25 protein-coding genes and 1 tRNA gene are annotated in these 22,207 nt (G+C 65.0%); 8 read left to right on the plus strand and 18 right to left on the minus strand.

Features of this window, described 5'->3' with window-relative positions; all coding sequences use genetic code 11:
* Window positions 1-9: 9 nt before the first annotated feature.
* Window positions 10-576 carry a hypothetical protein gene (locus ASC68_RS10070; protein ID WP_055878345.1) on the plus strand — a complete coding sequence of 189 codons (567 nt, stop codon included), beginning with the start codon at window positions 10-12 and terminating at the stop codon, window positions 574-576.
* 25 nt (window positions 577-601) lie between these two features.
* On the opposite strand, the gene ASC68_RS10075 is transcribed toward ASC68_RS10070, so the two are convergent.
* The 4 genes from ASC68_RS10075 to ASC68_RS10090 all read right to left on the minus strand — a co-directional run bounded on the left by ASC68_RS10075 (window position 602) and on the right by ASC68_RS10090 (window position 4,233).
* Entirely contained in the window at window positions 602-1,930 is a 1,329-nt protein-coding gene (locus ASC68_RS10075; RefSeq protein ID WP_055878346.1) for a polysaccharide biosynthesis C-terminal domain-containing protein, read from the minus strand.
* Window positions 1,927-3,084 (minus strand): GNAT family N-acetyltransferase, encoded by a 1,158-nt coding sequence (locus ASC68_RS10080; protein ID WP_055878348.1) that lies wholly within the window; start codon window positions 3,082-3,084, stop codon window positions 1,927-1,929. The genes ASC68_RS10075 and ASC68_RS10080 overlap by 4 nt, the downstream gene beginning before the upstream one ends.
* Before the next feature lie 108 nt (window positions 3,085-3,192).
* Window positions 3,193-3,891 carry a TerC family protein gene (locus ASC68_RS10085; RefSeq protein ID WP_055878350.1) on the minus strand — a complete coding sequence of 233 codons (699 nt, stop codon included), beginning with the start codon at window positions 3,889-3,891 and terminating at the stop codon, window positions 3,193-3,195.
* A 266-nt stretch (window positions 3,892-4,157) separates the two neighbouring features.
* Window positions 4,158-4,233: transfer RNA gene (locus ASC68_RS10090), tRNA-Lys, on the minus strand.
* 126 nt (window positions 4,234-4,359) lie between these two features.
* On the opposite strand from ASC68_RS10090, the gene ASC68_RS10095 reads away from it, so the two are divergent.
* On the plus strand, window positions 4,360-5,229 hold the full coding sequence (locus ASC68_RS10095; RefSeq protein WP_055878351.1) for a mechanosensitive ion channel domain-containing protein: 870 nt from the start codon (window positions 4,360-4,362) through the stop codon (window positions 5,227-5,229).
* A gap of 258 nt (window positions 5,230-5,487) precedes the next feature.
* Here ASC68_RS10095 and msrA read toward each other — a convergent pair whose 3' ends face one another.
* A complete protein-coding gene (gene msrA / locus ASC68_RS10100; protein ID WP_055878353.1) occupies window positions 5,488-6,132 on the minus strand; it encodes a peptide-methionine (S)-S-oxide reductase MsrA in 645 nt (214 codons plus the stop codon).
* Window positions 6,133-6,393: 261 nt separating this feature from the next.
* Here msrA and ASC68_RS10105 point away from each other — a divergent pair, with 261 nt between their 5' ends.
* From ASC68_RS10105 to ASC68_RS10115, 3 genes are all read left to right on the plus strand, one after another.
* The gene (locus tag ASC68_RS10105) at window positions 6,394-7,494 is read left to right on the plus strand and encodes a pyridoxal phosphate-dependent aminotransferase (RefSeq protein WP_055878355.1); all 1,101 of its coding nucleotides are present in this window, start codon (window positions 6,394-6,396) and stop codon (window positions 7,492-7,494) included.
* Between the two features lie 80 nt (window positions 7,495-7,574).
* Window positions 7,575-8,240, plus strand: a complete 666-nt coding sequence (locus ASC68_RS10110; RefSeq protein WP_055878357.1) for a hypothetical protein — start codon at window positions 7,575-7,577, stop codon at window positions 8,238-8,240.
* Between the two features lie 18 nt (window positions 8,241-8,258).
* A complete protein-coding gene (locus ASC68_RS10115; protein ID WP_082528051.1) occupies window positions 8,259-9,170 on the plus strand; it encodes a S8/S53 family peptidase in 912 nt (303 codons plus the stop codon).
* Window positions 9,171-9,244: 74 nt separating this feature from the next.
* Here ASC68_RS10115 and ASC68_RS10120 read toward each other — a convergent pair whose 3' ends face one another.
* On the minus strand, window positions 9,245-9,694 hold the full coding sequence (locus ASC68_RS10120) for an Lrp/AsnC family transcriptional regulator (protein WP_055878359.1): 450 nt from the start codon (window positions 9,692-9,694) through the stop codon (window positions 9,245-9,247).
* A gap of 111 nt (window positions 9,695-9,805) precedes the next feature.
* Here ASC68_RS10120 and rocF point away from each other — a divergent pair, with 111 nt between their 5' ends.
* The gene (gene rocF, locus ASC68_RS10125; RefSeq protein ID WP_055878360.1) at window positions 9,806-10,756 is read left to right on the plus strand and encodes an arginase; all 951 of its coding nucleotides are present in this window, start codon (window positions 9,806-9,808) and stop codon (window positions 10,754-10,756) included.
* Between the two features lie 43 nt (window positions 10,757-10,799).
* On the plus strand, window positions 10,800-11,912 hold the full coding sequence (locus tag ASC68_RS10130) for an ornithine cyclodeaminase (protein WP_082528052.1): 1,113 nt from the start codon (window positions 10,800-10,802) through the stop codon (window positions 11,910-11,912).
* Here ASC68_RS10130 and ASC68_RS28290 read toward each other — a convergent pair.
* From ASC68_RS28290 to ASC68_RS10185, 12 genes are all read right to left on the minus strand, one after another.
* A complete protein-coding gene (locus ASC68_RS28290; RefSeq protein WP_082528053.1) occupies window positions 11,804-12,955 on the minus strand; it encodes a glycosyltransferase family 61 protein in 1,152 nt (383 codons plus the stop codon). The genes ASC68_RS10130 and ASC68_RS28290 overlap by 109 nt on opposite strands.
* Before the next feature lie 86 nt (window positions 12,956-13,041).
* Complete coding sequence (locus ASC68_RS10140) at window positions 13,042-13,986, minus strand: endonuclease/exonuclease/phosphatase family protein (RefSeq protein ID WP_055878363.1); 945 nt, start codon at window positions 13,984-13,986, stop codon at window positions 13,042-13,044.
* 117 nt (window positions 13,987-14,103) lie between these two features.
* Window positions 14,104-14,553, minus strand: coding sequence for a GNAT family N-acetyltransferase (locus tag ASC68_RS10145; protein ID WP_055878365.1), 450 nt, complete (start codon window positions 14,551-14,553; stop codon window positions 14,104-14,106).
* A gap of 110 nt (window positions 14,554-14,663) precedes the next feature.
* On the minus strand, window positions 14,664-16,241 hold the full coding sequence (locus tag ASC68_RS10150) for a 2-isopropylmalate synthase (RefSeq protein ID WP_055878366.1): 1,578 nt from the start codon (window positions 16,239-16,241) through the stop codon (window positions 14,664-14,666).
* A 115-nt stretch (window positions 16,242-16,356) separates the two neighbouring features.
* On the minus strand, window positions 16,357-16,482 hold the full coding sequence (locus ASC68_RS29335; protein ID WP_274532685.1) for a hypothetical protein: 126 nt from the start codon (window positions 16,480-16,482) through the stop codon (window positions 16,357-16,359).
* Between the two features lie 97 nt (window positions 16,483-16,579).
* Window positions 16,580-16,957 carry a VOC family protein gene (locus tag ASC68_RS10155; RefSeq protein WP_055878368.1) on the minus strand — a complete coding sequence of 126 codons (378 nt, stop codon included), beginning with the start codon at window positions 16,955-16,957 and terminating at the stop codon, window positions 16,580-16,582.
* On the minus strand, window positions 16,957-17,361 hold the full coding sequence (locus ASC68_RS10160) for a hypothetical protein (RefSeq protein WP_055878369.1): 405 nt from the start codon (window positions 17,359-17,361) through the stop codon (window positions 16,957-16,959). The genes ASC68_RS10155 and ASC68_RS10160 overlap by 1 nt, the downstream gene beginning before the upstream one ends.
* Window positions 17,362-17,385: 24 nt before the next feature.
* Window positions 17,386-17,811: a hypothetical protein gene (locus ASC68_RS10165; protein ID WP_055878371.1), complete on the minus strand. Its 426-nt coding sequence runs from the start codon at window positions 17,809-17,811 to the stop codon at window positions 17,386-17,388.
* Window positions 17,812-17,918: 107 nt separating this feature from the next.
* Window positions 17,919-18,497, minus strand: a complete 579-nt coding sequence (locus tag ASC68_RS10170; protein WP_055878372.1) for a TetR family transcriptional regulator — start codon at window positions 18,495-18,497, stop codon at window positions 17,919-17,921.
* Window positions 18,497-19,495: an aldo/keto reductase gene (locus tag ASC68_RS10175; RefSeq protein ID WP_055878374.1), complete on the minus strand. Its 999-nt coding sequence runs from the start codon at window positions 19,493-19,495 to the stop codon at window positions 18,497-18,499. The genes ASC68_RS10170 and ASC68_RS10175 overlap by 1 nt, the downstream gene beginning before the upstream one ends.
* An 81-nt stretch (window positions 19,496-19,576) precedes the next feature.
* Complete coding sequence (locus ASC68_RS10180; protein ID WP_055878376.1) at window positions 19,577-20,464, minus strand: PhzF family phenazine biosynthesis protein; 888 nt, start codon at window positions 20,462-20,464, stop codon at window positions 19,577-19,579.
* A 77-nt stretch (window positions 20,465-20,541) separates the two neighbouring features.
* A complete protein-coding gene (locus ASC68_RS10185; protein WP_055878377.1) occupies window positions 20,542-21,039 on the minus strand; it encodes a heme-degrading domain-containing protein in 498 nt (165 codons plus the stop codon).
* Between the two features lie 200 nt (window positions 21,040-21,239).
* Here ASC68_RS10185 and ASC68_RS10190 point away from each other — a divergent pair, with 200 nt between their 5' ends.
* Complete coding sequence (locus tag ASC68_RS10190) at window positions 21,240-21,929, plus strand: hypothetical protein (RefSeq protein ID WP_055878379.1); 690 nt, start codon at window positions 21,240-21,242, stop codon at window positions 21,927-21,929.
* Window positions 21,930-22,207 lie beyond the last annotated feature (278 nt).

Raw genomic sequence — 22,207 nt, forward strand, 5'->3', positions numbered from 1 at the left:
GAGGCTTCGATGCCCGAACTCGGCTATCACGCCGCGCGACCGGATGAACTCGACATGATCCATGCCGAGCTGATGGCGGTGATCGACGAGTCGCCGCACTATTCGGAACGCTTCAAAGAGCACGAGAAGAGCCGCCTGACCAAGGGGTTCCTGCGGGCGCTGCAGCGCGTCGACCCCTTCCACGTCATCATCCTGACGCAGGACGGCGTGCCCGGCGGCGGTCTCGTTTCCGGGCCGGAGACCGGCTCGATCTTCCGCTACTGGAGCTGGATCTTTCCGTCGCACCGGCAGAGCCGGCTCGGTATTTACGGTATGCGGGTGTTCGACGAACACTGGGACAACGGCAAGTTCCACAAGGCCTTCACCTGGGTACGGCCGGAGAACGAAGTCGCCCTCGCCCTGCTCCGCCGTTACGGCTACGAGCAGGCGGCGCTGCTGCGCCAGCAGATATTCGGGCAGGATTACGTGGTGATGGAGAAGTTCTACACCAAGGTCACCGAGGACTATGACTCGGGGATGAGCATGGGCCGCATCGCCAGGTTCAAGGCGCGGGTGGATATGCTGCTGGGGCGGTGAGGGCGCGGCCAAACGCCCACAAACGCTAGACGTCCTTCACCCGCCGGGCCGCCAGGAGCTCCTGGAGCCGCGGGCCTATCGAAACGTCGATCCCGGCCATCCGCTTCGCCGTCAGCCACATCGCCGCCGACCAGAAGGTCTGGGCCGCCAGCGCTGCCACCGCAGCACCCATCAGCCCATGCGCCGGCACCAGCAGGATATTAGCCCCAACCAGCACACCCATGCCGAGCCCGATGGCCGGCAGCGTCGCGTAGGGCCGGTCGTGGATCGACAGCACCAGCGCCGCGGGGCCGAACAGTGAACGCACGCAGAGGGCGAGACAGAGCACGGCGAGCGGCACGACGCCGACCTGGAACTCCGGCCCGAACAGCATCAGCAGCAACGGCCCGGTCAGCACCACGATGGCGAACAGTGCCACCGAAATGGCGCAGGCGACGAGGTTGGCCTCACCGATCTGCTTCATGAAGCCCGCCCGGTCGGCTGCGGCGTTGCGCTCGAACATCTCGGGCAGTGTCACCGCGTATACGGCCGAGACGCCGAATGCCACCAACGAGAACACCCGGGTGCAGACGCCGAACACCGCGAGGCTTTCGCGATCGAGGAAGTGGGACAGGAGCAAGAGGTCGATGTCGAAGAAGAAGTCGGTGGCGAGCGCGATGACCACCCATGGCAGCGCGAAGCGCCACCAGCGCTTCTGCTCGGCTGCAGTAGCGGCCATAGCTTCAGGCACCTGCCGGACAGCGCGCAGCACCCAGGCGAACTGGGCGGCGGCAATCACGGCAAAACCGATGGCGAGGAGCCAGATCAACTCGGCGAACTTCGCTTCCGCATTGCCCGCCATCGCGGCGAGCGCGAAGCAGAGGACGATGAGCAGCGGGCGAAAGATGGTGTCGGCGAAGAAGCCGGCGAATGGACGCTTCAGCCCGACCAGCAACGCGCTGTTGCAGTAGACCACGGCGGTGGCGAGCGCCATCAGGCAAGCCGGCAGCCAGTGGGCGATGAGCACCCTGCCCGGCTCGCCGAACAGCCCGGCCAGGGGATAGCCCAGGAACAGCAGCACCAGCGAGGTCACCGCGACGTGGCCGTAAGCGCGCAGCATGAAGCCACGCAGCAGCCGGCCCTCACCCTTCGAGCGATACTCGGCGGCGAAGTAGGTGCCGATGGTCTCGAAGCCGAGCGGCATCACCACAGCGACGATGTTCACCGTGGCGATGATCAGGAGGTATTCGCCGAGGATATCGGCGCCCCAGAAGCGGGCGATGGCCGCCTGGGCCAGGAAGATCACGCCGGCGCCGAACAGCCGGGCACCGAAGATCACGCTCGATTGTGAAACGAGGCGCTGCCGGAGGCTCATTCGGCGCTCCGCCGCTGGTCCGGCTTGGCGCGATCAGGCCGCAGCCGATCGACATAGCGGCCGAGCGCGTGTGCAATCTCCCGGCCGGCGAAGGCGCCTTCGCCGACGAGGCGCGGCCACCAGTGCGCGGCATAGTTGGCGACGGGCGGCACCGGCGTGATAACGCCGCGCTCGCCGACCATGCCCTTCTTGAACTGGTGCAGCCCCTGGAAGCCATCGGTGCCGCCGAGGTCGTACCAACGGGCGGCGGTATGGTCGCGCAGCCAGCGGATGATGTGCCAGTGGAGAAAATAGCCGGCGCGCAGTTCGAGCGCCGCGGCGCTGGTGGCGCCATAGAGGTAGACCGCCCGATCGCCGGCCTTGAAGATGATCGCCCCGGCGACGATCTCACCGGCCCGCCTGACGAAGAACAGCTCGGGCCTCAAGGTCGGGTTGTCCATCGCCAGCAGCGCCGGCACGGTGCCGTAAGCCGAATGGTCGGGAAACTTCTTGCGGTCGACCATCTGCTCGTAGAGCGCGTCGAACTCGGCCCGCCGTTCAGCTCCGGTGTGCTCGAAGCTCAGCCCGGCTTTCTCGGCCTTGTTGAGGTGATAGCGCCATTTCTGGTGAAAGCTTTGACGCTGCTCGGCGTCGCTCAGCCTGAGGTTGACGATGTAGCGATCCGGGAACAGCAGCCTGGCGCCCTGACGAAAACCGCGGGCAAGCAGCTGTTCGTATTCGGCGTTGGCGGCGCCTAGCGCCGCACGCGGCAGCACCGAGAGCATCATCCGGCGACCGACCGCATATTCCTCGGACAGCGCTGCGACCATGCGGGCGTAGATGGCGTTGGCGTCGGCCGTGTCGGTATGGCGCAGCATCGGCGCCCATTTGGCCAGGGCGATCGAGCCGAGCCCGAGTGGCAGCGGCTGCACCATAATCAGGCAGCCGCCGACCACCTCGCCGGCCAGCGTGAACAGCTGCGGCTCGAGTGCGACGCCCGGCCAGCGGGCCCGCGCGAAGGTCGCAAGCTGCTCCTGGCAGACGCCTTCGAAATCGGCGATCGCATCGTCCCAGGCTTCCGGTTCGACCAGGTTCATGGCGAAGCTGGAAGCGACCGGTCGTGACGGGACGGCAAACTGCGCAACGGGACTGAGCGAAAGGGCGGCAAGCGACATGGACGAAATCCGGCAGAGAACCTGCCGGACGCTATCGTCTCTCGCGTGAGGAAATCCCTACGGCCCGCCTCGCAATGCGAGGAAACTCGGGCCGTGGTTACGTGGGAGTTAGTGCACCACCGGAACGGGAGGCGCGCCCTTGATCAGCGGGATCATCGGCAGCGTGTGGCCGAGCAGCTGGTCAGCGCCCTCGTACAGCATCTTCACCGCCACATAGAGGATGATCACGAGGCCAAGCCAGGCGATCCAGCGGTACTTGTGCAAGAGGCCCGCAACCAGGGTCGCCGCGACGCCCATCAGCAGCACCGAGAGGCCGAGGCCGAAGATCAGCGCCACTTCGTGGTGCTGCGCCGCGCCGGCCACCGCCAGCACGTTATCGAGCGACATCGAGACGTCGGCGATGATGATCTGCCAGACCGCCGCCTTCAGCGACTTCTTCTTCTTGCCCGAGACGGTACCGTCGGCGTTGAGGTCTGCATCCGCCAGCGCCTCGGTGGCGTTGTGTTCGTCCTCGTGCGAGACCGACAGCTCGCGATACATTTTCCAGCATACCCAGAGCAGGAGCAGACCGCCCGCGATGAGCAGGCCGCCGCCGAGCGCCAGCAGCTGGGTAGTGATCAGCGCAAAACAGATGCGCAGGATCGTCGCAGCGATGATGCCGATAAGGATGGCTTTACGACGGAGATCGGCCGGCAGCCCGGCTGCCGCGAGCCCGATGACGACCGCGTTGTCGCCAGCGAGCACCAGATCGATCATGATAACCTGAAAGAATGCCGCAAAAGCCGAAGCATCAAGGCCGAAGGGCATTCCGGGTTATCTCCGTGAGCAAGGGTGGTGGGGCTATGTAAGCGGCGCGGCGAGCCTTGTGAAGAGCGCCATTAGATCAATTCACGCCCGTGGCGCTTTGTAGGCCGGCAATCGCCGGCTCCCCACCAGCCGAACGCGGCGCTTGAGTACCGATTCGACAACGTGGATCGCGGCTTCAACGTCGAACGGCGAAGGCCGCATCGGTCCAGGGCCCAGAACGAGGTCAATGCCTGTTCCGGCCGCCATTTCAAAGCTTTAGGAGGACTTGGTGGGTGCGCACGGACTCGAACCGTGGACCCGCTGATTAAGAGTCAGCTGCTCTACCATCTGAGCTACGCACCCTGTCCGAGCGGCTGACTATCAGGGGTCCCCCACCTTGTCCAGCATCTATTCGCGCTGCTGTGGACTTTCCTGCTTTTGCCAGATTGGTAAGTTAACGCCCGCAGCGAAACAGCCCACGAAGAGCCGATGAACGACCTGCCCACCGACGCGACCGAAGCCATCTCTCTGCCGCTCAGGTGGCTTGCGGACAATTCCGTGGCCCTCCTAAGCGCGCTCATCGTGCTGATCGCCGGCTGGTACCTGGCGCGCACGCTGTCGCGCATGGTGCGCAACCTGTTGCCGCGCGCCTATGGCGTCGACAAGAATTTTGCCCCGCTGCTGGCGCAGGTCACCCGCTACGGCATCATCATCTTCTCGATCGTTACGGCGCTGAGTTTCCTCGGCGTCTCGAGCACCTCGATCTACGCGGTGATCGGCGCCGCCGGCCTTGCCATCGCATTGGCGCTGCAAGGCACCCTCGCCAATATCGCGGCGGGAATCATGCTGGTGTGGCTGCGGCCCATCGCCATCGGCGAATACATCGTCGGCGATGGGGTGGCCGGCGTGGTGGTGGAGATCGGCCTGTTCGGCACGCGGCTCCGCTCGACCAGCGGGCTCTACATCTTCACGCCGAATCAAAAGCTCTGGTCCTCGGCGATCACCAATCACAGCCGCGAGCCGCGCCGGCGAATCGACGTGAACATCACCGTGCCGGATTCGATCAATGTCGCGGCGGCGCGCCGGACGATGTTGAAGATCGCCACCTCGGATAAGCGCGTGCAGGTCGATCCGCCGCCGACGGTGCATGTCGAGAGTTTTGTCGGCGACAAGATCATGCTGCAGCTGCGCGCCTGGGTGCCGACGCCCGAATACCTGCCGACGCTGCGCGACCTGACCGAAAAGGCCAAGCTCGCGATCAACAAGATGCTCACCGCCGACGACGAGCAGGCGCAGGTGGAACTGGCCGCCGACCCGCATACACAGAGCGCTGGTGAGCGGACGCCGGATCTGACGTAAGGGAGCTGGTGCTACGTCAGTCCACGCACCGGGTCATCCCCGCGAAAGCGGGTGACGTTGGGTATGCGAACCGAGCCTCTGCAGCTCGGTGTCATCCCCGCGAAAGCGGGGAACTCCGTTTGCGAACGTGCAAAGGCCAAGAAAACAGAGGTTCCCGCTTTCGCGGGAATGACCCGGTGGGTGGGGCACAACCGTAACTTAGCGCGAATGCGCTTTCGCGGGATGACCCCCGTTTGTGGTGCCGCTGGACGTCAGGCCTCACGCGTGCCCGTCGAGCCCCTTGAACGCGTCCTTGCCCCAGATGGCTTCGACCTGGCCATTCTTGCCGCAGCCGACGCGGTAGCGGGCGTAGTGCTGGGCGCGGGTTAAGCCGTTCTGCAGCATCTCGCTGCCCTTCCAGAAATCCTGGTGATAGGCCTCGGCCGGCCAGAAGGTCGGGGCCATCGCGACGATGGTCGCCACGGGCTTGCCGAGCGCTGCGGCAGTCGCTTCCTTGCCGGCCTCGGCGACCTTCAGCTCGGCATCGGTGCCGGCGTAGATCGCCGTGGTGTAGCTCTCGCCGTAATCGCAGAACTGGCCACGCGTCTCGATCGGATCGATCAGGTGGAAGAAGGTGTCGACGAGCTTGTCGTAGCTGGTGACACTGGGGTCATAGACGATCTTCACTGCCTCGCGATGCCCGGTGGTTTCGGTGACCACCTGCTCGTAGCTCGGGTTGTCGACGTGCCCGCCGATATAGCCCGAGGTGGTGGAGATGACGCCCGGCGCATGGTCGAAATCGCTCTCGATCGACCAGAAGCAACCGCCGGCGAAGATGGCGGTCGCCGTCTCGGCGCCCTGCGCGCCGGTCATCCCCAGCGCACCCACGATTGCCACCGCGAGCGCCAGCTTGTTCTTGATCATGAAAGTTCACCCCGAAGGTTCTGATTGCCTCGATGATTGTCCCGCGCCCGCGTCACGCACAACACAAACTAACGTGCGGCTTGGCGATGTAACCATTGAGATACGTGGTGCGAATGGATGGAGTTGCAGCGCGCTCCGGGCAGGACGGAGCCGGATTGCGCTTCTTCGAATCGCACTCCAGCTCCACGTCCCTGTTTGGTCGCGAGATCGAACCGGAAAAGTCTGCAACTTTTCCTGATCTCGCTCTAAGTTCGCCGCACCATGCGCCCCATCCTTACCCCCCTTGCCCAGTCCCTGCCCTCCACCGTGCCGTTCACCGGTCCCGAAGCACTGGAGCGGCGGACCGGTGTGCCGTTCCGGGCACGGGTCGGCGCCAACGAGAGCGGCTTTGGGCCCTCACCGAAGGTGATCGAGGCGATCGCGGCGGCAGCAGGTGGGGTATGGATGTATGGCGATCCGGAGGTGCATGAGCTGAAGGCAGCGCTCGCCGCGCATCTCGACATCCCCGCGGCCAATGTCGCAGTTGGCGAAGGCATTGACGGGCTGCACGGGTTGATCGCCCGGCTGATTACCGAGCCCGGAAATGTCGCAGTCACATCGCTCGGCGCCTATCCGACCTTCAACTATCACGTGACCGGGTTCGGTGGCCGGATCGTCGCGGTGCCTTATGCCGGTCACCACGAGGACCTGGGCGCTCTCGCCAGGGCGGCGCGGCGCGAGCGGGCCAAGGTAATCTATCTCTCCAACCCAGATAATCCGATGGGCACCTGGTGGAGCGCTGCGGAGATCGAACGCTTCGTCGCCGAGGTCCCGGAAGAGACACTGATCCTGCTCGACGAGGCCTATTGCGAGACCGCGCCGGCGGGCACCCTGCCTGCCCTCGACATCGCCCGCCCCAACCTGATCCGCACCCGCACCTTCTCCAAGGCCTATGGGCTTGCCGGCATGCGGGTCGGCTACGCCATCGGCGAAGCAAGCTTCATCAAAGCCTTCGACAAGGTGCGCAACCACTTCGGTGTTACCCGGCTGAGCCAGGTGGCAGCGATGGCGGCACTGGCGGACCAAGCATGGCTGACCAGCGTGGTGGCGAAAGTCGCCAGCGGACGAGAGCGCATCTACGGCATCGCGGCTGAGAACGGCCTCAGCGCTGTGCCCTCCGCCACCAACTTCGTCGCCGTCGATTGCGGCCGCGACGGCGACTATGCCATGCGGGTGCTGAAGGCACTGGAGGCGCGCGGCGTGTTCGTTCGCAAGCCGATGGCGCCGGGGCTCGACCGCCACATCCGCATCAGCGCTGGACGGCCGGAGGAGCTCGATGTCGTGGCGGCGGAACTGCCCCACGCACTCGGCCACGCCGGCTGATTACACTTATTTAGTTCTGGTTCCGAACACTTCCTTAGCGAAACTGCGTTCTATTGGCGGCTCGATAATGGGGCCATCTCATGGGCAGAACGCTCCCTGAGGTTGATCGGCGAAACGACCTGCACGGGCAGGAACACTGGCAGGGCGGCATCGCCGCCGGTCTGCTTCTCGCCCTTGTGCTGCTCACGGCATGGTCCTCGCCCACGCTCGCCCAGGAGCAAGGCGTCGCCGTCCACCTGATCGATATGGCGCAGGACTCGGAGCTGTCCGCAACCGCGGCAAGCCTTGCCGACGGGTGGTACGACGCCTCGGTGAACAGCCGGGTGTCGGGCTACGAGCTTGCCGACGGCACCCCGGTGTCGTTCGGCGACTGGTATCACAGCGACTGGCCGGATACCCGCGTCGACCTGTTGACCCAGTTCGGTGATGATTTCGGCCTGCTCTGGGGCTTCAGCACCGGCGAGCGGGGCGAGAAATACACGGTCGATCCCAGCCTTCGCATCGGCTTCGTCGCCCAGGCTCATCCGGCCGCCAACTCAGTGCTCTCGCTTACCGTGCGCGCGGTCGCCTGGGGTGACCTCAACGAGCAGCCCTGCGAGGGCGACTACGGCGAGATCGGCGGCGTCCAGACCGTCAACTGCCGGCTCGCCGCAACGGTCCTCGCCCCGGAGGAGACGCTGCAGTACCTCGCCCATGCCGAACCGAACCGGCTCCACATTTCGCTCAGCTACAGCGCCAGTTTCTAGCGTCCAGGAGTGCACGCCATGACTTCCCGTCTCAAGTCTCTCGTCATCGCAGCCATCGCCGGCCTTGCCCTGTTGGGCGGGGTTTCCACCTCCAGCGCCCAGACCACCTCACCGGTGCTCAGGAGCTGGATGAGCCCCGACATCGCCGACGCGTGGACCAAGGGCTACAAAGGCCAGAGGACCACCATCACCATCGTCGACGATTTCAGCAGCGGATCGAAGTTCACCGGCAACCTCGGAACCGGGTCGCTGCTCTACCGGCACGGCGAATGGACCCGACTCGAAGCCAGCATGATCGCGCCGCTCGCGACCATCAAATCGCAGAGCTTTTATTCCGGCACCACGGTCCCGCTGGCGAGCGGCCTCAACGTGCTCAACCTCAGCTACGGCATGTATGCCAAGGGCACCTACAGCCTCGGCCAGCTGGGATGGAGTGCGCAGGAATCCTCGATCATCAGTTATGCCAAGTACGGCAGGGCGGTAACGGTCAAAGCCGCGGGCAATGATGGCATCGCCATCGGGTCAACCAACGCAGCCGGCAACAAGGACTTCCTCAACCTTGCGCTGGTCGGCGCACCGTCGGCTATCTATGTCGGGGCGCTCACCAGCAACGGCACGGTGGCAAAGCCCGCCAGCCTCGCCTCCTACTCGAACAAGGCCGGCACCAACACAGCGGTGCAGAGCCACTTCCTGGTGGTCGGGGTCGAGAGCAGCAAGACCGGCCTCGCCGGCACGTCGTTCGCCGCGCCGATCATTTCGGGCTACGCCTCGATCCTGGGCAGCAAGTTCACCACGGCGACACCGACCCAGATCACCAACCAGCTGCTGAATACGGCGCGCAAGGATACGCTGCTCAACTACAACGCGACGACCTTCGGGATGGGCGAAGCCAGCCTCAGCCGTGCGCTGGCGCCGCTGACGATCAGGTAGGGCCGGTCCGCGCACCGAGCCTCTTATTGTCGTCGCCTCGGTGCGAGCCGGGGCGACACGGCTTTTGGGAGGATCTAGCCGAGCTCCTTCCGCGCTCCCAACAGGATGCTCGTCTCGGTATTGGCGATGCCGTCGATCTGGCGAACCTTGCGCAGCAGTTCGTCGAACTCGCGCAATGTCGGCGTCTCGATCTCGGCCACCACGTCCCAGCGGCCATTGGTGGTGTAGAGCCCGCGGATCTCGGGGAAACCGGCGAGGCGGCGGATGATCTGCTCGGAGTTCTTGCCGTCGACCTCGACCATGGTGATGGCGCGCACGGCGTCCACCCGCCCCTGCGCCTGCACCACCACAGTGTAGCCGGCGATTGCGCCGGAATGCTCCAGCCGCGCCATCCTTGCCGTCACCGTAGCGCGTGAGACATTGAGCTGCGCCGCGAGCTTGGCGACCGGCATCCGCCCGTCGGTGCGCAGCAGCGCGATCAGGCGGTAGTCGAGGTCATCGAGACCAGGTGTACTATTCGTCATCCTTGGCCACCATTTTGCGCATTGGACTGCACATTCTTATCACTTCTTCGGCTTTTCGTCAGCAGCACTCCGACCTCACATAGTGGGAAGATCGCAATCGAGGAAACCGAGATGCTCCACGACGCCCGCGCCCGCCGCCCCTCTGCCGGCAACCGTATCGACTTGGTCGGCGTGCCGACCGATGCCGGTGCGTCCTGCAGCGGCGCCGCTCTCGGACCGGACGACCTGCGTGCGGCTGGCCTGGCAGAGCGCCTCGCGAGCCTCGGCTATGCCGTAGCCGACCTCGGCGATATCAATGTCGATCGCCGGCTTACGGCCGCTGCGGAAATTGAGGCGCTGGCCGCGGGCGCCAGCGAGGCCGGCTACCGCAGCCTCGAGAACGGGGCGCGGCCGGTGTTTCTCGGTGGTGATCACTCGATCTCGATGGGTTCGGTCGCAGGTGTCGCCCGGCATTGCCGCGATGCGGGCCGGCCATTGTTCGTCTTGTGGTTCGACGCCCATGGCGACTTCAACACCTGGGCCACCACCGAGACCGGCAACATCCACGGCATGTCGCTGGCCCGCCTCTGCGGCGAGCCGGGCTTTGCCAATGACGATGCCTGGTTTGCGCGTGTCGATCCCGCCAATGTCATGATCCTCGGCGCCCGCGCGCTCGACTGCGAGGAAGCACAACTGATCGATGCGCGCGGCGTCGAGGTGGTGGACATGGACGCCATCCGGATCGCCGGGGTCGCCACGCCGCTGCGTCGTTTCCTCGATCGTGTGGAGGCCGCCAACGGCCACCTGCATCTGTCGCTCGATGTCGATGCCATGGATCCCAGCCTGGCCCCCGGTGTCGGCACCACCGTGCCCGGCGGGCTGACGCTCGCGGAGGGTCAGTTGGTGATGGACATGCTGCACCGCAGCGGCCGCGTCGGCTCGCTCGACCTGGTCGAGCTCAACCCCATTCTCGATCGCCACGGCAGCAGCGCCGACCTGATGGTCGACCTCGCCGCCCGCCTGTTCGGTGAAGCGGCGCCCACGCCGCGGGCGGCAGAGCTTCGTGACTTAGCGACAACCTGACACTCAACCGAAGCCTGACTGCTTCCCAAAGTAAGAGGCCCAAATGACCCAGTTCATCGGCACCAGCGACATCCGCAGCCTCCTCCGGCATACCGGCCTCGAGCCCTTCCTTGTCGGTCTCGCCGGTTACATCGAGGCCGATTTCCGCCGCTGGGAGAGTTTTGAGAAAGCGGCTCGCCTCGCCAGCCACAGCCGCGACGGCGTGATCGAACTGATGCCGGCCTCCGATGGCGAACTCTACGCCATGAAATTCGTCAACGGTCATCCCGGCAACACGGCGGGCGGCAAGCTGACGGTCACAGCTTTCGGGGTGCTCGCCGATGTGTCGACGGGTTACCCGGTACTGGTGTCGGAAATGACGATACTGACCGCGCTCCGCACCGCTGCGACCTCCGCCGTCGCGGCGCGCGCCCTGGCTCGACCCGACAGCCGGGTGCTGGCCCTGATCGGCGCTGGGGCCCAGTCAGAATTCCAGGCCCTCGCCTTCAAGGCGTTGCTGGGGGTCGAGGAGGTGCGGGTGTTCGACCTCGACACCGAAGCGATGGACAAGTTCTGCCTCAACCTCGCAACCAGCGGCCTCCGCATCATCCGCGCCGGTTCGGTCGCTGAGGCCGTCGACGGCGCAGACATCGTCACGACCTGCACTGCCGACAAAACACGGGCCCGGGTCCTGACGCCTGATCATGTGGTGCCCGGCATGCATCTCAATGCCATTGGCGGCGACTGTCCCGGCAAGACCGAGCTGCATCCAGACATCGTCGCCGGTGCCTCGGTCTTCACCGAGTACACGCCGCAGACCCGGGTCGAGGGCGAGATCCAGCAGATGCCGGCAGATTTCGCGGTCACCGAACTGTGGCAGGTGCTGACGGGCAAGGCGGCCGGCCGCAGGTCGGCCGGCGAGGTTACGCTGTTCGACTCGGTCGGCTTCGCCATCGAGGATTTCTCGACGCTCCGCTACGCCCGCGACCTGAGCCGGGCCGAGATCCGCGACATCGACCTTATCCCCGAGCTCGACGACCCCAAGGACCTGTTCGGGCTGCTCGCGGCTCAGAGCCCGAAATGGGCAACGATCGCCGCCTCGACCGCGGCGGGATCGACGCGCCAATCCCAGTCTCCAAGGCCACTCGCGACGCCCTCCGGCTCGCCGAACACATAGCCAAGCTGGCCCTCGCGCTCGTTGATCAGCACATCGGTGCGCATGAACCATGCCCTTGAGCTGACCATCAATATCCTGGTTTCGGGACGACTGAACACGGTGCTGTGCATAGCGGCCCCACCTAGCCCGGCAATCATCTTGGCTTCGCTGAACAAGGCAATCTGGGCTTCAACCGGCAGCGTCTCCGGATGGACGATGCGAAAGCCATAGCGCTCGAACAGCGCCTCGATCTCGACCTCATTTACGAGACGACGCCGACGTATCCGCGAACGGGATATGAAGATGCGTTCGGCGCGCTCGACCCCGGAGGCGCTTCCAAGCGCGACCAGCCGCGAGAGCGCCTCGCGCGCCAGCGGGTTGATGAACTGCTCAAGGTAGACAAGCCGGTCGGGCAGGTACGCCCGGTGACAGAACAGCGGCTCGCGATAGTAGCGAACGCGCGACGGGGCGACGCCCAACCCCTCGAATAACGCGCTGACTGTCGCCGATCTCGGAATGGAGGTCGCGATCTCGATGCCGGCGGGAGCCCGTTCGAGCAGCATAAGCCGGGTCAAAGCCTCGAGCAGGTTGTGGCCATAGTTGTCGGTGAAGTAGCAATCCACCACGAAGACTTCATCTGCCTCAGCAGGAGACCGAAACACTCTGGGTGGGCGCGATCTCAGCCCACTGAGCGCCTTCGGATCGATGATAACGCCCTGGCTCTGCGGCAACACGACAGCCGTTCGACGGTCGACGAACAGATGCCCGGGTACAAGCACAACATCGTCGGCAATCGTGATGCCGGGCTCCCCGCCACTCGCATGGGTCGGCAAGCTGTCGAACTTTTCAGGGATCACATCCCCGTAGATCACGGGGCGGGTGACTGGGACAGTAATGGTTGCCGGCTGCGCAGGCAGTGGCGTGGGACGCCGCCACGGTGGCGGGCGAAAACGCAAGCGCGGCGGTCGAGCGAAGCCCAGCAGACCGAAAAGCCACCAGCGCGCCAAGCGACCTGCCTGTCGCACCCGCCCGAGCGCGCTGCGCCGAAAGTCTCGCCACTTCATGCCTGCCCCCGCAAAGCTGAGCCTTGGAGATGCACGCGAATGACTGATCTGGCAAGTCACCGCACGATGATGCGTCCTTGCGGCAACTAGCTTCCGGTCAGCCTGATTTCCGCCAGCAGCCCACGGTGGTTGGAGCCCATGGCGTCATCCAGCGCGTTCACTTCGCTGATGACCAATGGCGCGCGGGTGAAAACATTGTCGATCGGGACGCCCAGCGGACCGAGCCGAACCGGCCAGGTGGCGGGGTAGGACGGCCCGGGCGCGAGGTTTCGCCGCTGCACCAGCCCGTCGATACTGGCGGACCAGGCCGCAGCATTGAAATCGCCGGCCAGCACCAATGGACCATCGAGCCGACCGATGACGGCGCCGAGTTTGGCAAACTCCTCGGCGGCAAAGTCGTCGAAATAGGGCTTCACCAGGTGTGCCGCGACGATGTTGAGCTTCTGCCCGTCGATCGTCGTGCTGGCGGTTACCAGGCGATTCTGCCACGCCCCACTCATCGACTGCACGGTGATGTCGGCGAGCGGCGTGCGCGAGAGGAGCACCACGCCGCCGCAGCGCGAGCCATCATCGCAGCCGGCGTAGTACGGATAGACCTGACGCAGGATGCCGACATGGCTGGCGATCGGTGCCGCCTCCATCAGGACGGCCACATCAGCGCCCGAGCCGGCGATGAACCGGGCGATGTTCTCGCCGTTCTGGTTGCCCGACAGCAGGTTGAAGCTCAGCAGCTTGAGCAGCGGCTTGCCCGGGGTAGCGGCAAGCGCAATGCGCGCCTCCTGCTGATGGTAGATGATCGCCGCGCCCTGCCCGACGCTGATCGCGAAGACGAACACGAACACCCAGGCGCGGCGCCAGGCGCCAGCGACGAACAGCAGCACCACCAGGCCGAGCAGCGCTGCAGCGATGTGGAAGCGCAACGACTGCAGCAGGGCCTGCCCGGGAATGCCCAGGTCGACGCTCACTGCGAACAGCACGCCAGCAACCACCAGGGCCAAGGCGGTGAGCCCGCCCTTCAGTTCTCGCAGCATGAATGCTCCAGCCATTCGACTCGGGCGCAGCCTAGAGCGCTTCACCGTTGCAGTGAAACGCCGAAACGTCGGCGGTCATGGATTGCGCGCGCCTCCGAGCTGGGAAGCTGCATCGCGTCAAATCGGCTTAGTCATCTGCACGCAATTGTGGGCGAAGGTCGCGAGCTCCACCTCGTCCCACACCTCAGCTGTCCAACCGAGCTTCTCGTAGAAGCCGACGGCGTCGCGAGCAGCATTGAGCCACAGCCGCTTCATGCCGCGCGCCCTGGCGTAGTCGATGAGCAAGGTTTCCAGTACCGAGCCGTGGCCCTGCCGCTGCAACGGTGGCACGATGGCGACCAGCCGGACGATACCGCCTTCGCCGCGCGGATCGAGCCGGGTGGTGCCGATCGGCACACCGTCATGCATGAGCACGAACTTGCTGTGCGTCGGCTCCGTATCGTGCGGGTGCGCCCGGTCATAGACGAGGCCCGGGTGACGCTCCGCAGTGAACAGCACTTCGAGCCGGATCCGATGCATCGCCTCCCAATCCTCGGGTGAAGCCAGCTCGCGCAATTCGTAGGTCATTGGTCGCTCCCCTAGCCCATCAGAAGGGGCAGCCCGACGGCGGCGCCTGGCGCACCATCAGAAGGAGCCGCCCGGAGGGGCGGCTCGGAAAGTGTCGACTGCAGCTCGGATCAGCTCGCGGCGGCAGCCTCGGTGGCCCCCTGCGCCGCGGCGCCGCGTTCGAGCAGCAGGCGGTTATAGGCGTTGATGTAGGCGCGGGCCGAAGCCACGAGGGTGTCGGGCTCGGCGGCGTTGCCGGAGACGATGCGGCCGTTCATTTCGAGGCGCACGTGGGCGCTCGCCTGCGCGTCGGTGCCGCCGGTCACGCCATCGATGGCGTAGAGCACCAGGTGCGGGTCCTTGCCGACCGCCTGCTTGATGGCGTTGAAGATCGCATCCACTGAGCCAGTACCGTCGAACGAGGCCTTCACCTCGACGCCGTCAATGGTGATGACGAGGTCGCAATGGTGCACGCCGCCGGTCTTGGAGATCACCTCCATGTCGACCAGCTTGATCCGATCACCGACCGAGCCGGCCTCGTCATCGACCAGCGCCACGATGTCGGCGTCATAGACGTGCTTCTTGCGGTCAGCGAGATCCTTGAAGCGGACAAATGCCTCCTGGAAGGCATTATCGCCAAGGTCGTAGCCCAATTCCTTCAACTTGTCCTTGAAGGCGGCGCGACCCGAGTGCTTGCCCATCACCAGGGTGGTTTCCTTGATGCCGACCGAGGCCGGCGTCATGATCTCGTAGGTCTGGGCGTTCTTCAGCATACCGTCCTGGTGGATGCCGCTTTCATGCGCGAAGGCGTTCTTGCCGACGATCGCCTTGTTGTACTGCACCGGGAAGTTGGCGGCCGCCGAGACCACCTTGCTGGCGCGGCTCAAATGGGTCGAGTCGATCTCGGTGTCATAGGGCATGGCGTCGCCGCGGGTACGCAGCGCCATCACCACTTCTTCGAGCGCGGCGTTGCCGGCGCGCTCGCCCAAACCGTTGATGGTGCATTCGATCTGGCGGGCGCCGCCGCGCACCGCGGCCAGCGAGTTGGCGACGGCGAGGCCGAGATCGTTGTGACAATGGGCGGAGAAGATCACTTTATCGGCGCCAGGGACGCGCTCGATGATCGAGCGGAACATCGCCTCGTGCTCAGCCGGAATGGCGTAGCCAACCGTGTCGGGCAGATTGATGGTGGTGGCGCCGGCCTTGATGGCGAGCTCGACGCAGCGCGCCAGGTAGTCGATCGGCGTACGGGTGGCGTCCATCGCGCTCCACTCGACATTGTCGATGAGGTTGCGGGCCTGCGCCACGGTGGCCGAGATGATCTCCAGCACCTGCTCTTCGGTCTTCTTCATCTGGTGGGCCAGATGGATCGGCGAGGTGGAAACGAAGGTGTGGATGCGGCCCTGCCTGGCGTGGCGTACCGCCTCGCCGGCGCGGGCGATGTCACCCGGGATGGCGCGGGCGAGGCCGGCGACCACCGAGWTCTWCACCTGCTTGGCAACGGCCACCACAGCTTCGAAATCACCATTACTGGCAATGGGGAAACCGGCTTCGATGATGTCGACGCCCATTTCGTCGAGAGCCTCGGCGACCTGGAGCTTTTCCTCCAAGGTCATCGTCGCGCCGGGGCTCTGCTCGCCGTCGCGCAACGTCGTATCGAAGATGAAGACGCGGTCTTTGTTGCTCGCTGCCGCTGCCTGGGTGCTCATTGCTGTTTTCCTATCAAACGGCCGGGGTTCGAAAACCGTCGCGACCGGACAAATCGTTGTTCGGTTAACCTGCGCGCTCCCCTGACCACCCGCTCGCTAGACGAGCTGTCGGTTATCAGGGGCTGATAAGAAGGAGAAGCAGGGCGGCCGGAAGCAGCAGCAGAGCGGCCGCAATCATCAGCCGGCTCTCACGAGCCTTCTGCTGGGCGGCGGCTATGGCAATGGCGCGGTTGCGCTGCATTCATCAGACCAAAACTTGCTACGGCGCAAATACTGCGCGAATTCCGCCGCTTGCGCAAGCCTTTGCGCAGCGGCGGCTAACGGAAGGTGAAGCGGCCCTAGCCGCGCGCGGGTCGCTCGCGGCGAAACTGCACCTCGATCAGCAGCCCTTCCGGACCTTCGACGAAGAACTGCCCGATCTCCGAATCGGGGATGCCGGTGATCCGGTACGGCCACCCTGCCGCCTCGATCCGCGCTTTGGTCGGCTCGAACCCGTAGACCCCGAAGGCCACGTGATTGACCATGCCGCGCGGGAAATCGCTCTGTCTCGCCACAATGTTCAGATGGATGGCGGGATGGCCATCGACATAGATCCAGTGGCCGGGAAAATCGAATGGCGGACGAAAGCCATCCTCGGCACCAAGCACCTCGGCGAAGAACCGCACCATCCGCGCGCCGTCCGACACGTCGATATTGATATGGTCGAGCCGCGGCATCAGTTGAACGCCAGGACGGCGAACACCACGATCGCCAGTAGCGACACCACGGCGATAATCCGGCCGAGCCGCACCCGCGCTGTCGCCGCCGCATCGCCGGCGCGCATCTTGCGCGCCGAGACCGCCGAGAGGACGACGCCTGCGGCGAGCAGCAGCACGAAGGCCATCTTGGCCCAGAACCAGTGGCTGACGCCGTCGAGGCTGCCGTAGCGGACCCAGATCATCAACGGCCCACTGAGCAGCAGCACGATGATGCCGTAATGCCCGAAGCGGGTGAGCAGCCGGTTGGTCTGGGGCGCCGCCCCGCCCTGCCCCATCATCCCCAGCAGCGGCAGGAACGCCGCCGCTACCAGCATGAGACCGACAAGATGGGCGATGAGCAGAAGCGAAAAGGCGACGTCCAAGCTGACCTCAGTTGCAGGGGGACTTCAGTTGAAGGCGAACACGGCGGAGAAGACCACGACGAGGAAGGAGACCCCGGTCAGCTGGCCGAACATCTTGGCGCGCTTGGCCGCTTCGGCATCGCCCGCGATGGCCTTCTTGCGGTTCACCTCGTTGAGGCTGATGAACACGATCATCCCGAGGATGCCTAGCATCTTGACCCAGAACCAGGCGTTGGGAACGACCCAGTTCCACTTGAGCCACAGTGTCAGGATGCCGGTGATCAGCAGCGTCGCAAAGGCGTATTTACCGACCTTGGCGAATCCTTCGATGATCGAGAACAGCAGGCCGCGCTGCTCCGGCGTGGCGGTCGGCAGCTTGGCGCCGACGATCGGCATCAGCACCAGATTGGCGCCGCCGGCGATGAACGCGATGATGTGGATGAAGAAAATCAGAAGCGTGACAACGTACACGGCTTAGCCCTCCAAATGCCCGCGGGGAGGCTAGCTGAGTTGGGTGCGTCGCACTAGCGTCGGCACGTGACGCGGATGAATTGTGAAGGCGTGGCGTGGTCCGGGGTCTATGCCATTATGCCGGCTGTCACCAGCGCATAGACGCGGTCGAAGCCGGCATCGACATCGGGCGCGCTCCACTCGGCGCCGTGCGCCGGGTCGTGGAAGCGGGCGGTGGCGTCGAACATCGCCTGCGCTGTGGCCCGCGGGTCGACCGGCCGGAAGTCGCCGCTGGCGATGCCGTCCCCAATGATGATCTCCAGCTGGCCGACGAGAGTGTCGACATGCCGGGCCACCACCTCGCGCGCCTCGGCGAAGATGGTGCGCGATACCGAGAACAGCTCCGGATCGCCCTTTACCTTCTCGCGCTTCAGCTTGAGCAGCGTGCTGAACCACAGGCGCAGCCGCTTCGCTGGCGCTTCCCCGGAGGTCGCGATCGCCGCCAGGGGATCCGACGTGCGCTTCAACCAGCCCTCGACCACCGCGTCGCGCAGCGCAATCTTGCTGTCGAAATGCCGGTAAACGCTGCCGTGACTGACCCCGAGCAACCGCGCCACATCGACCACCGTGGTCTTATGCGGACCAAAGCGGCGAAACACCTGTTCCGCCGCCTCGAGAATTCGTTCGCGGGTCAAGACCTCGTTCATCAGGCTCCAGTTCGCTCACTGTCGAGCATTGCCATCTGCGCCGGCAGGTAGCGCTCGCCGCGCGCGGCATTCGGTGGCACCGCTCCTTCGATGGCGGACAGATCGGCCTGCGTCAACACCACATCGAGCGCGCCCAGCGCCTCGGTCAACCGATCCCGGCGCCGTGCGCCGATAACCGGGACGATGTCCCTGCCCTGCGCCAGCACCCAGGCGATCGCCAGTTGTGCGACGCTGATGCCCTTGCCGGCTGCGATATCGCGCAGCTTGTCGACCAGTTGCAGGTTGTGATCAACATTCTCGGCGCTGAACCGCGGGCTGTGACCGCGGAAATCCCCGGCGACGAGACCGTCCTTGCTCCAGTGACCGCTGATCAGGCCACGCGACAGCACGCCATAGGCGGTGACGCCGATGCCCAGTTCGCGCGTCACCGGCAGGATCGCCCGCTCGATACTGCGCGAGATCAGCGAATACTCGATCTGCAGGTCAACCACCGGATGCACCGCATTGGCGCGGCGGATGGTCTCGGGCCCGACCTCGGAGAGACCGAGGTGGCGAACATAGCCGGCGTCGATCATGTCCTTGATGGCGCCGACCGTTTCCTCGATCGGCACGTTCGGATCGAGCCGCGCCGGCCGGTAAATGTCGATGTGATCGACGCCGAGGCGCTCGAGCGTGTAGGCGAGCGCGGTCTTGACGGCTGCCGGCCGCCCGTCGAAGCCGAACCACTGCCCGTTTGGCCCGCGCTGCGCGCCGAACTTGACGCTGAGCACGGCGTTGTCGCGCCGCCCCCGCAAGGCTTCGCCGAGCAGCATCTCGTTGTGCCCCATGCCGTAGAAATCGCCGGTGTCGATCAGGGTGACGCCGGCCTCGAGCGCGGCATGCACGGTGGCAATACTCTCGCTGCGATCGGACGGCCCGTAGGCGCCCGACATCCCCATGGCGCCCAGGCCGAGGGCGGAAACGACGGGGCCCGATGTTCCAAGCGTGCGATGATCCATGACCAGTCTCCTTGTGGTGAGACTGCTCATGTGGATGACGACTGACAGAATTGCAAGTCTGTCAGTTGATATTTGAAAGCACTAGTCCCCCAGGTTGAGCGTCCCTTCGCCGACGATCACCGCGTGGCCGCCGATGCCGCCATGGGTGAGCCTGTCGCCATCCTTGCGCAGCTGCAGTGTGATGAGGCTGGGACGGCCCATCTCGTATCCCTGCCGCAGGCGGAACTCGTGCTGGCCGTTATCGGTGTGACGGGCGAGAAGGCCAATGAGCGCGGCGGCAGCCGAGCCGGTCGCGGGGTCTTCGACCTGGCCCATGCCGGGCGAGAACATGCGCGCGGCGAAGTCGTTGCCATGCTCTTCCGGCGTCTGGGTGAAGACGTAGATCGAGCCATGCCCCTCAGGATAGTTCACGTCCCAGCCGCGTCGCTCGAGGCGAATGCGCTTCAGGGCCGCCGCGTCGCGGACCGGCAGCAGGTAATAGGGCACGCCGGCCGAGAACAGCGCCGGCTGGTAAGGTCCGCAGCCAATGTCGTCGGCATGGAGCCCTAGCGTGGCGGCTATCGCTTCGACGGAAGGCACCTTGCCGACCTCTTCGGGCAACCGAGGCAGCGCGAAGCGGGCGAGCCCGACATCCTTTTCGACGCGCTCGATCACGCAGGTGATGACGCCGACCTGCTCCTCGAGCCGCACGGCAGTGCTTCGATTCTGTAATCCTAGCACCACGGCGGCGCCCACTGTCGGGTGACCAGCGAAGGGGAGCTCCACGGTCGGCGTGAAGATACGCACGGCCGCCGTGTGGCGCTCCGACTGCGCCTTCTGGATGAACACCGTCTCGGACAGATTGAACTCGGCGGCGATCGCCTGCATCCGATCGTCGAGCAGCCCGTCGGCCTTGAGCACGACGGCCAGGGGATTGCCCTGCAGCCGCTCGGTGGTGAAAACATCAAGCAGCACGTAGTTGAGTTTCATGATCGGGCTCCGCAACCGGGCAGCAGTTGCGGCAGCCCGATCCGCGGTGTCAAGCCGCCTCCCCGCGACGCCTCCAACTAAATCTTGGCGAGTGCGAAAGCCGCCTTGTCGAGCCCGAGTTCTTCGACCACGGCGTCCACGCCAACCTGGTGATCGTCGCGTTCGTGGAGGCCCGAAATGGTGACGCAGCCGATGGGGCCGAAGCCTTTCATCCGGATCGGGAAGGCGCCCCCGGCGAGGACAAAGTCAGCACCGTCGAGCGCCCGATTCGGCGCGAACAGCCGATCCTCGCGGTTCTGCTCCAGCGCTACGCGATAGCTCGACTTGAGCAGGCGCTGCACGGTGTTGATCTTGCGGCGCACCCAGTTCGGATTGTCGGCCGTGGTCCCGGGCATGGCGGCGTAGAACATCTGCCGGTCCCAGGTGCGGACGTCGACCACCAGCCCGAGCTTCTCGCGCAGGGCGCGCTCACGCACCCTTGCGCCGATCGAGAACGCTACGTTCTCGTTGAACTCGGTGAACTCGAGCCCCCGCTCCTGCTCGATGATTTTGGCGATGTCGTCTGCCGTAGCCATATCGTCCGCTCCCTGTGGTTGCGGGCGATATAGCCAACCGCATGGCACCGCGGCAAGCGCACCTCTTGTCGCCTTTGACCGCAGCCAGGCGGCGGCGTAATGATCTCTGAAATACCCGAAGACAGTTGTCGCAAAGGGGCGCGATGGACGGGCGGAGCAAACAGGCCGGATCTCGCGACGCTCTTGCCTCGGCAGGGCCCATGCTGGTCAGCATTTCAGTCATCACAGCATCGATAGCGATATGGGTCGCCAGCGCGGCCGTCGTTGCAGCGGGCGTAGGCCGGGAGCTTGCGGCTTATTCGTCGGGAACGCCCAGCAGCACTTATGGGCTGAAGATTCTGCGCCTCGATGCGGAGAATACGCTTCCGGTCTGGTACTCGTCGACGCAGTTGATCGCTTGTGCCCTGATGCTCTTCCTGCAGGCGCAGCAGGCCAGCGCTGAACGATCCAAGCAACGGGTCGGCTGGCTGTTGCTGGCCTTCGGCTTTGTCTACCTGTCGATGGACGAGACGGCGAGCATTCACGAGATCCTCATCGAAAAGGTGAAGCTCGTGTTTCACACCAGCGGAGTGTTCACCTTTGGGTGGGTCCTCGTGGCGATCCCCGCTGTGATCGTGGTCCTGCTTCTGCTCTGGCGGTTCATCCTGCGCCTGCCGCGGCGCACCCAACTGCTGTTTCTCGGGTCGGGTGCAATCTATGTCTTCGGGGCCGTTGGGCTGGAGATGCTTGGGGCTCCGATCTTTGAGGCGCAGGGTGTCGATGCCCCCTCTTACATCGCCTTCGTGGTGACCGAGGAAACCTTCGAAATCGTTGGCATCTCGCTATTCCTCACGGCGCTGCTGCTGCACGTGCATCGCGAACAGCAGAGCTGGCTCCTGCGAGTGCGCTAAGCGTCGCCGTGCTTCAGGCGCAGAGCACTTGACGATCGGGGGCGTGACCGGAGGCAGCGATCGAAGCGACGTCTTTCGCGCGGATTGGCACCACGACAAGGACAGAGTCCGCATCGTCAAGTGCCGAATTCGGGGCCACCAGTCCGAGCTTCTCGCGGGGGACGCTCACGCACCCTTACGCCGATCGAGAACGCCGCGTTCTCGGTGAACTCGAGCCCGGTTCTTGCTCGATGATTCTGCGATGTCGTCTGTCGTAGCCATACGGTCGCTGTGGTTGC

The organism is Devosia sp. Root105 (assembly GCF_001424865.1).
Lineage (GTDB): Bacteria > Pseudomonadota > Alphaproteobacteria > Rhizobiales > Devosiaceae > Devosia_A.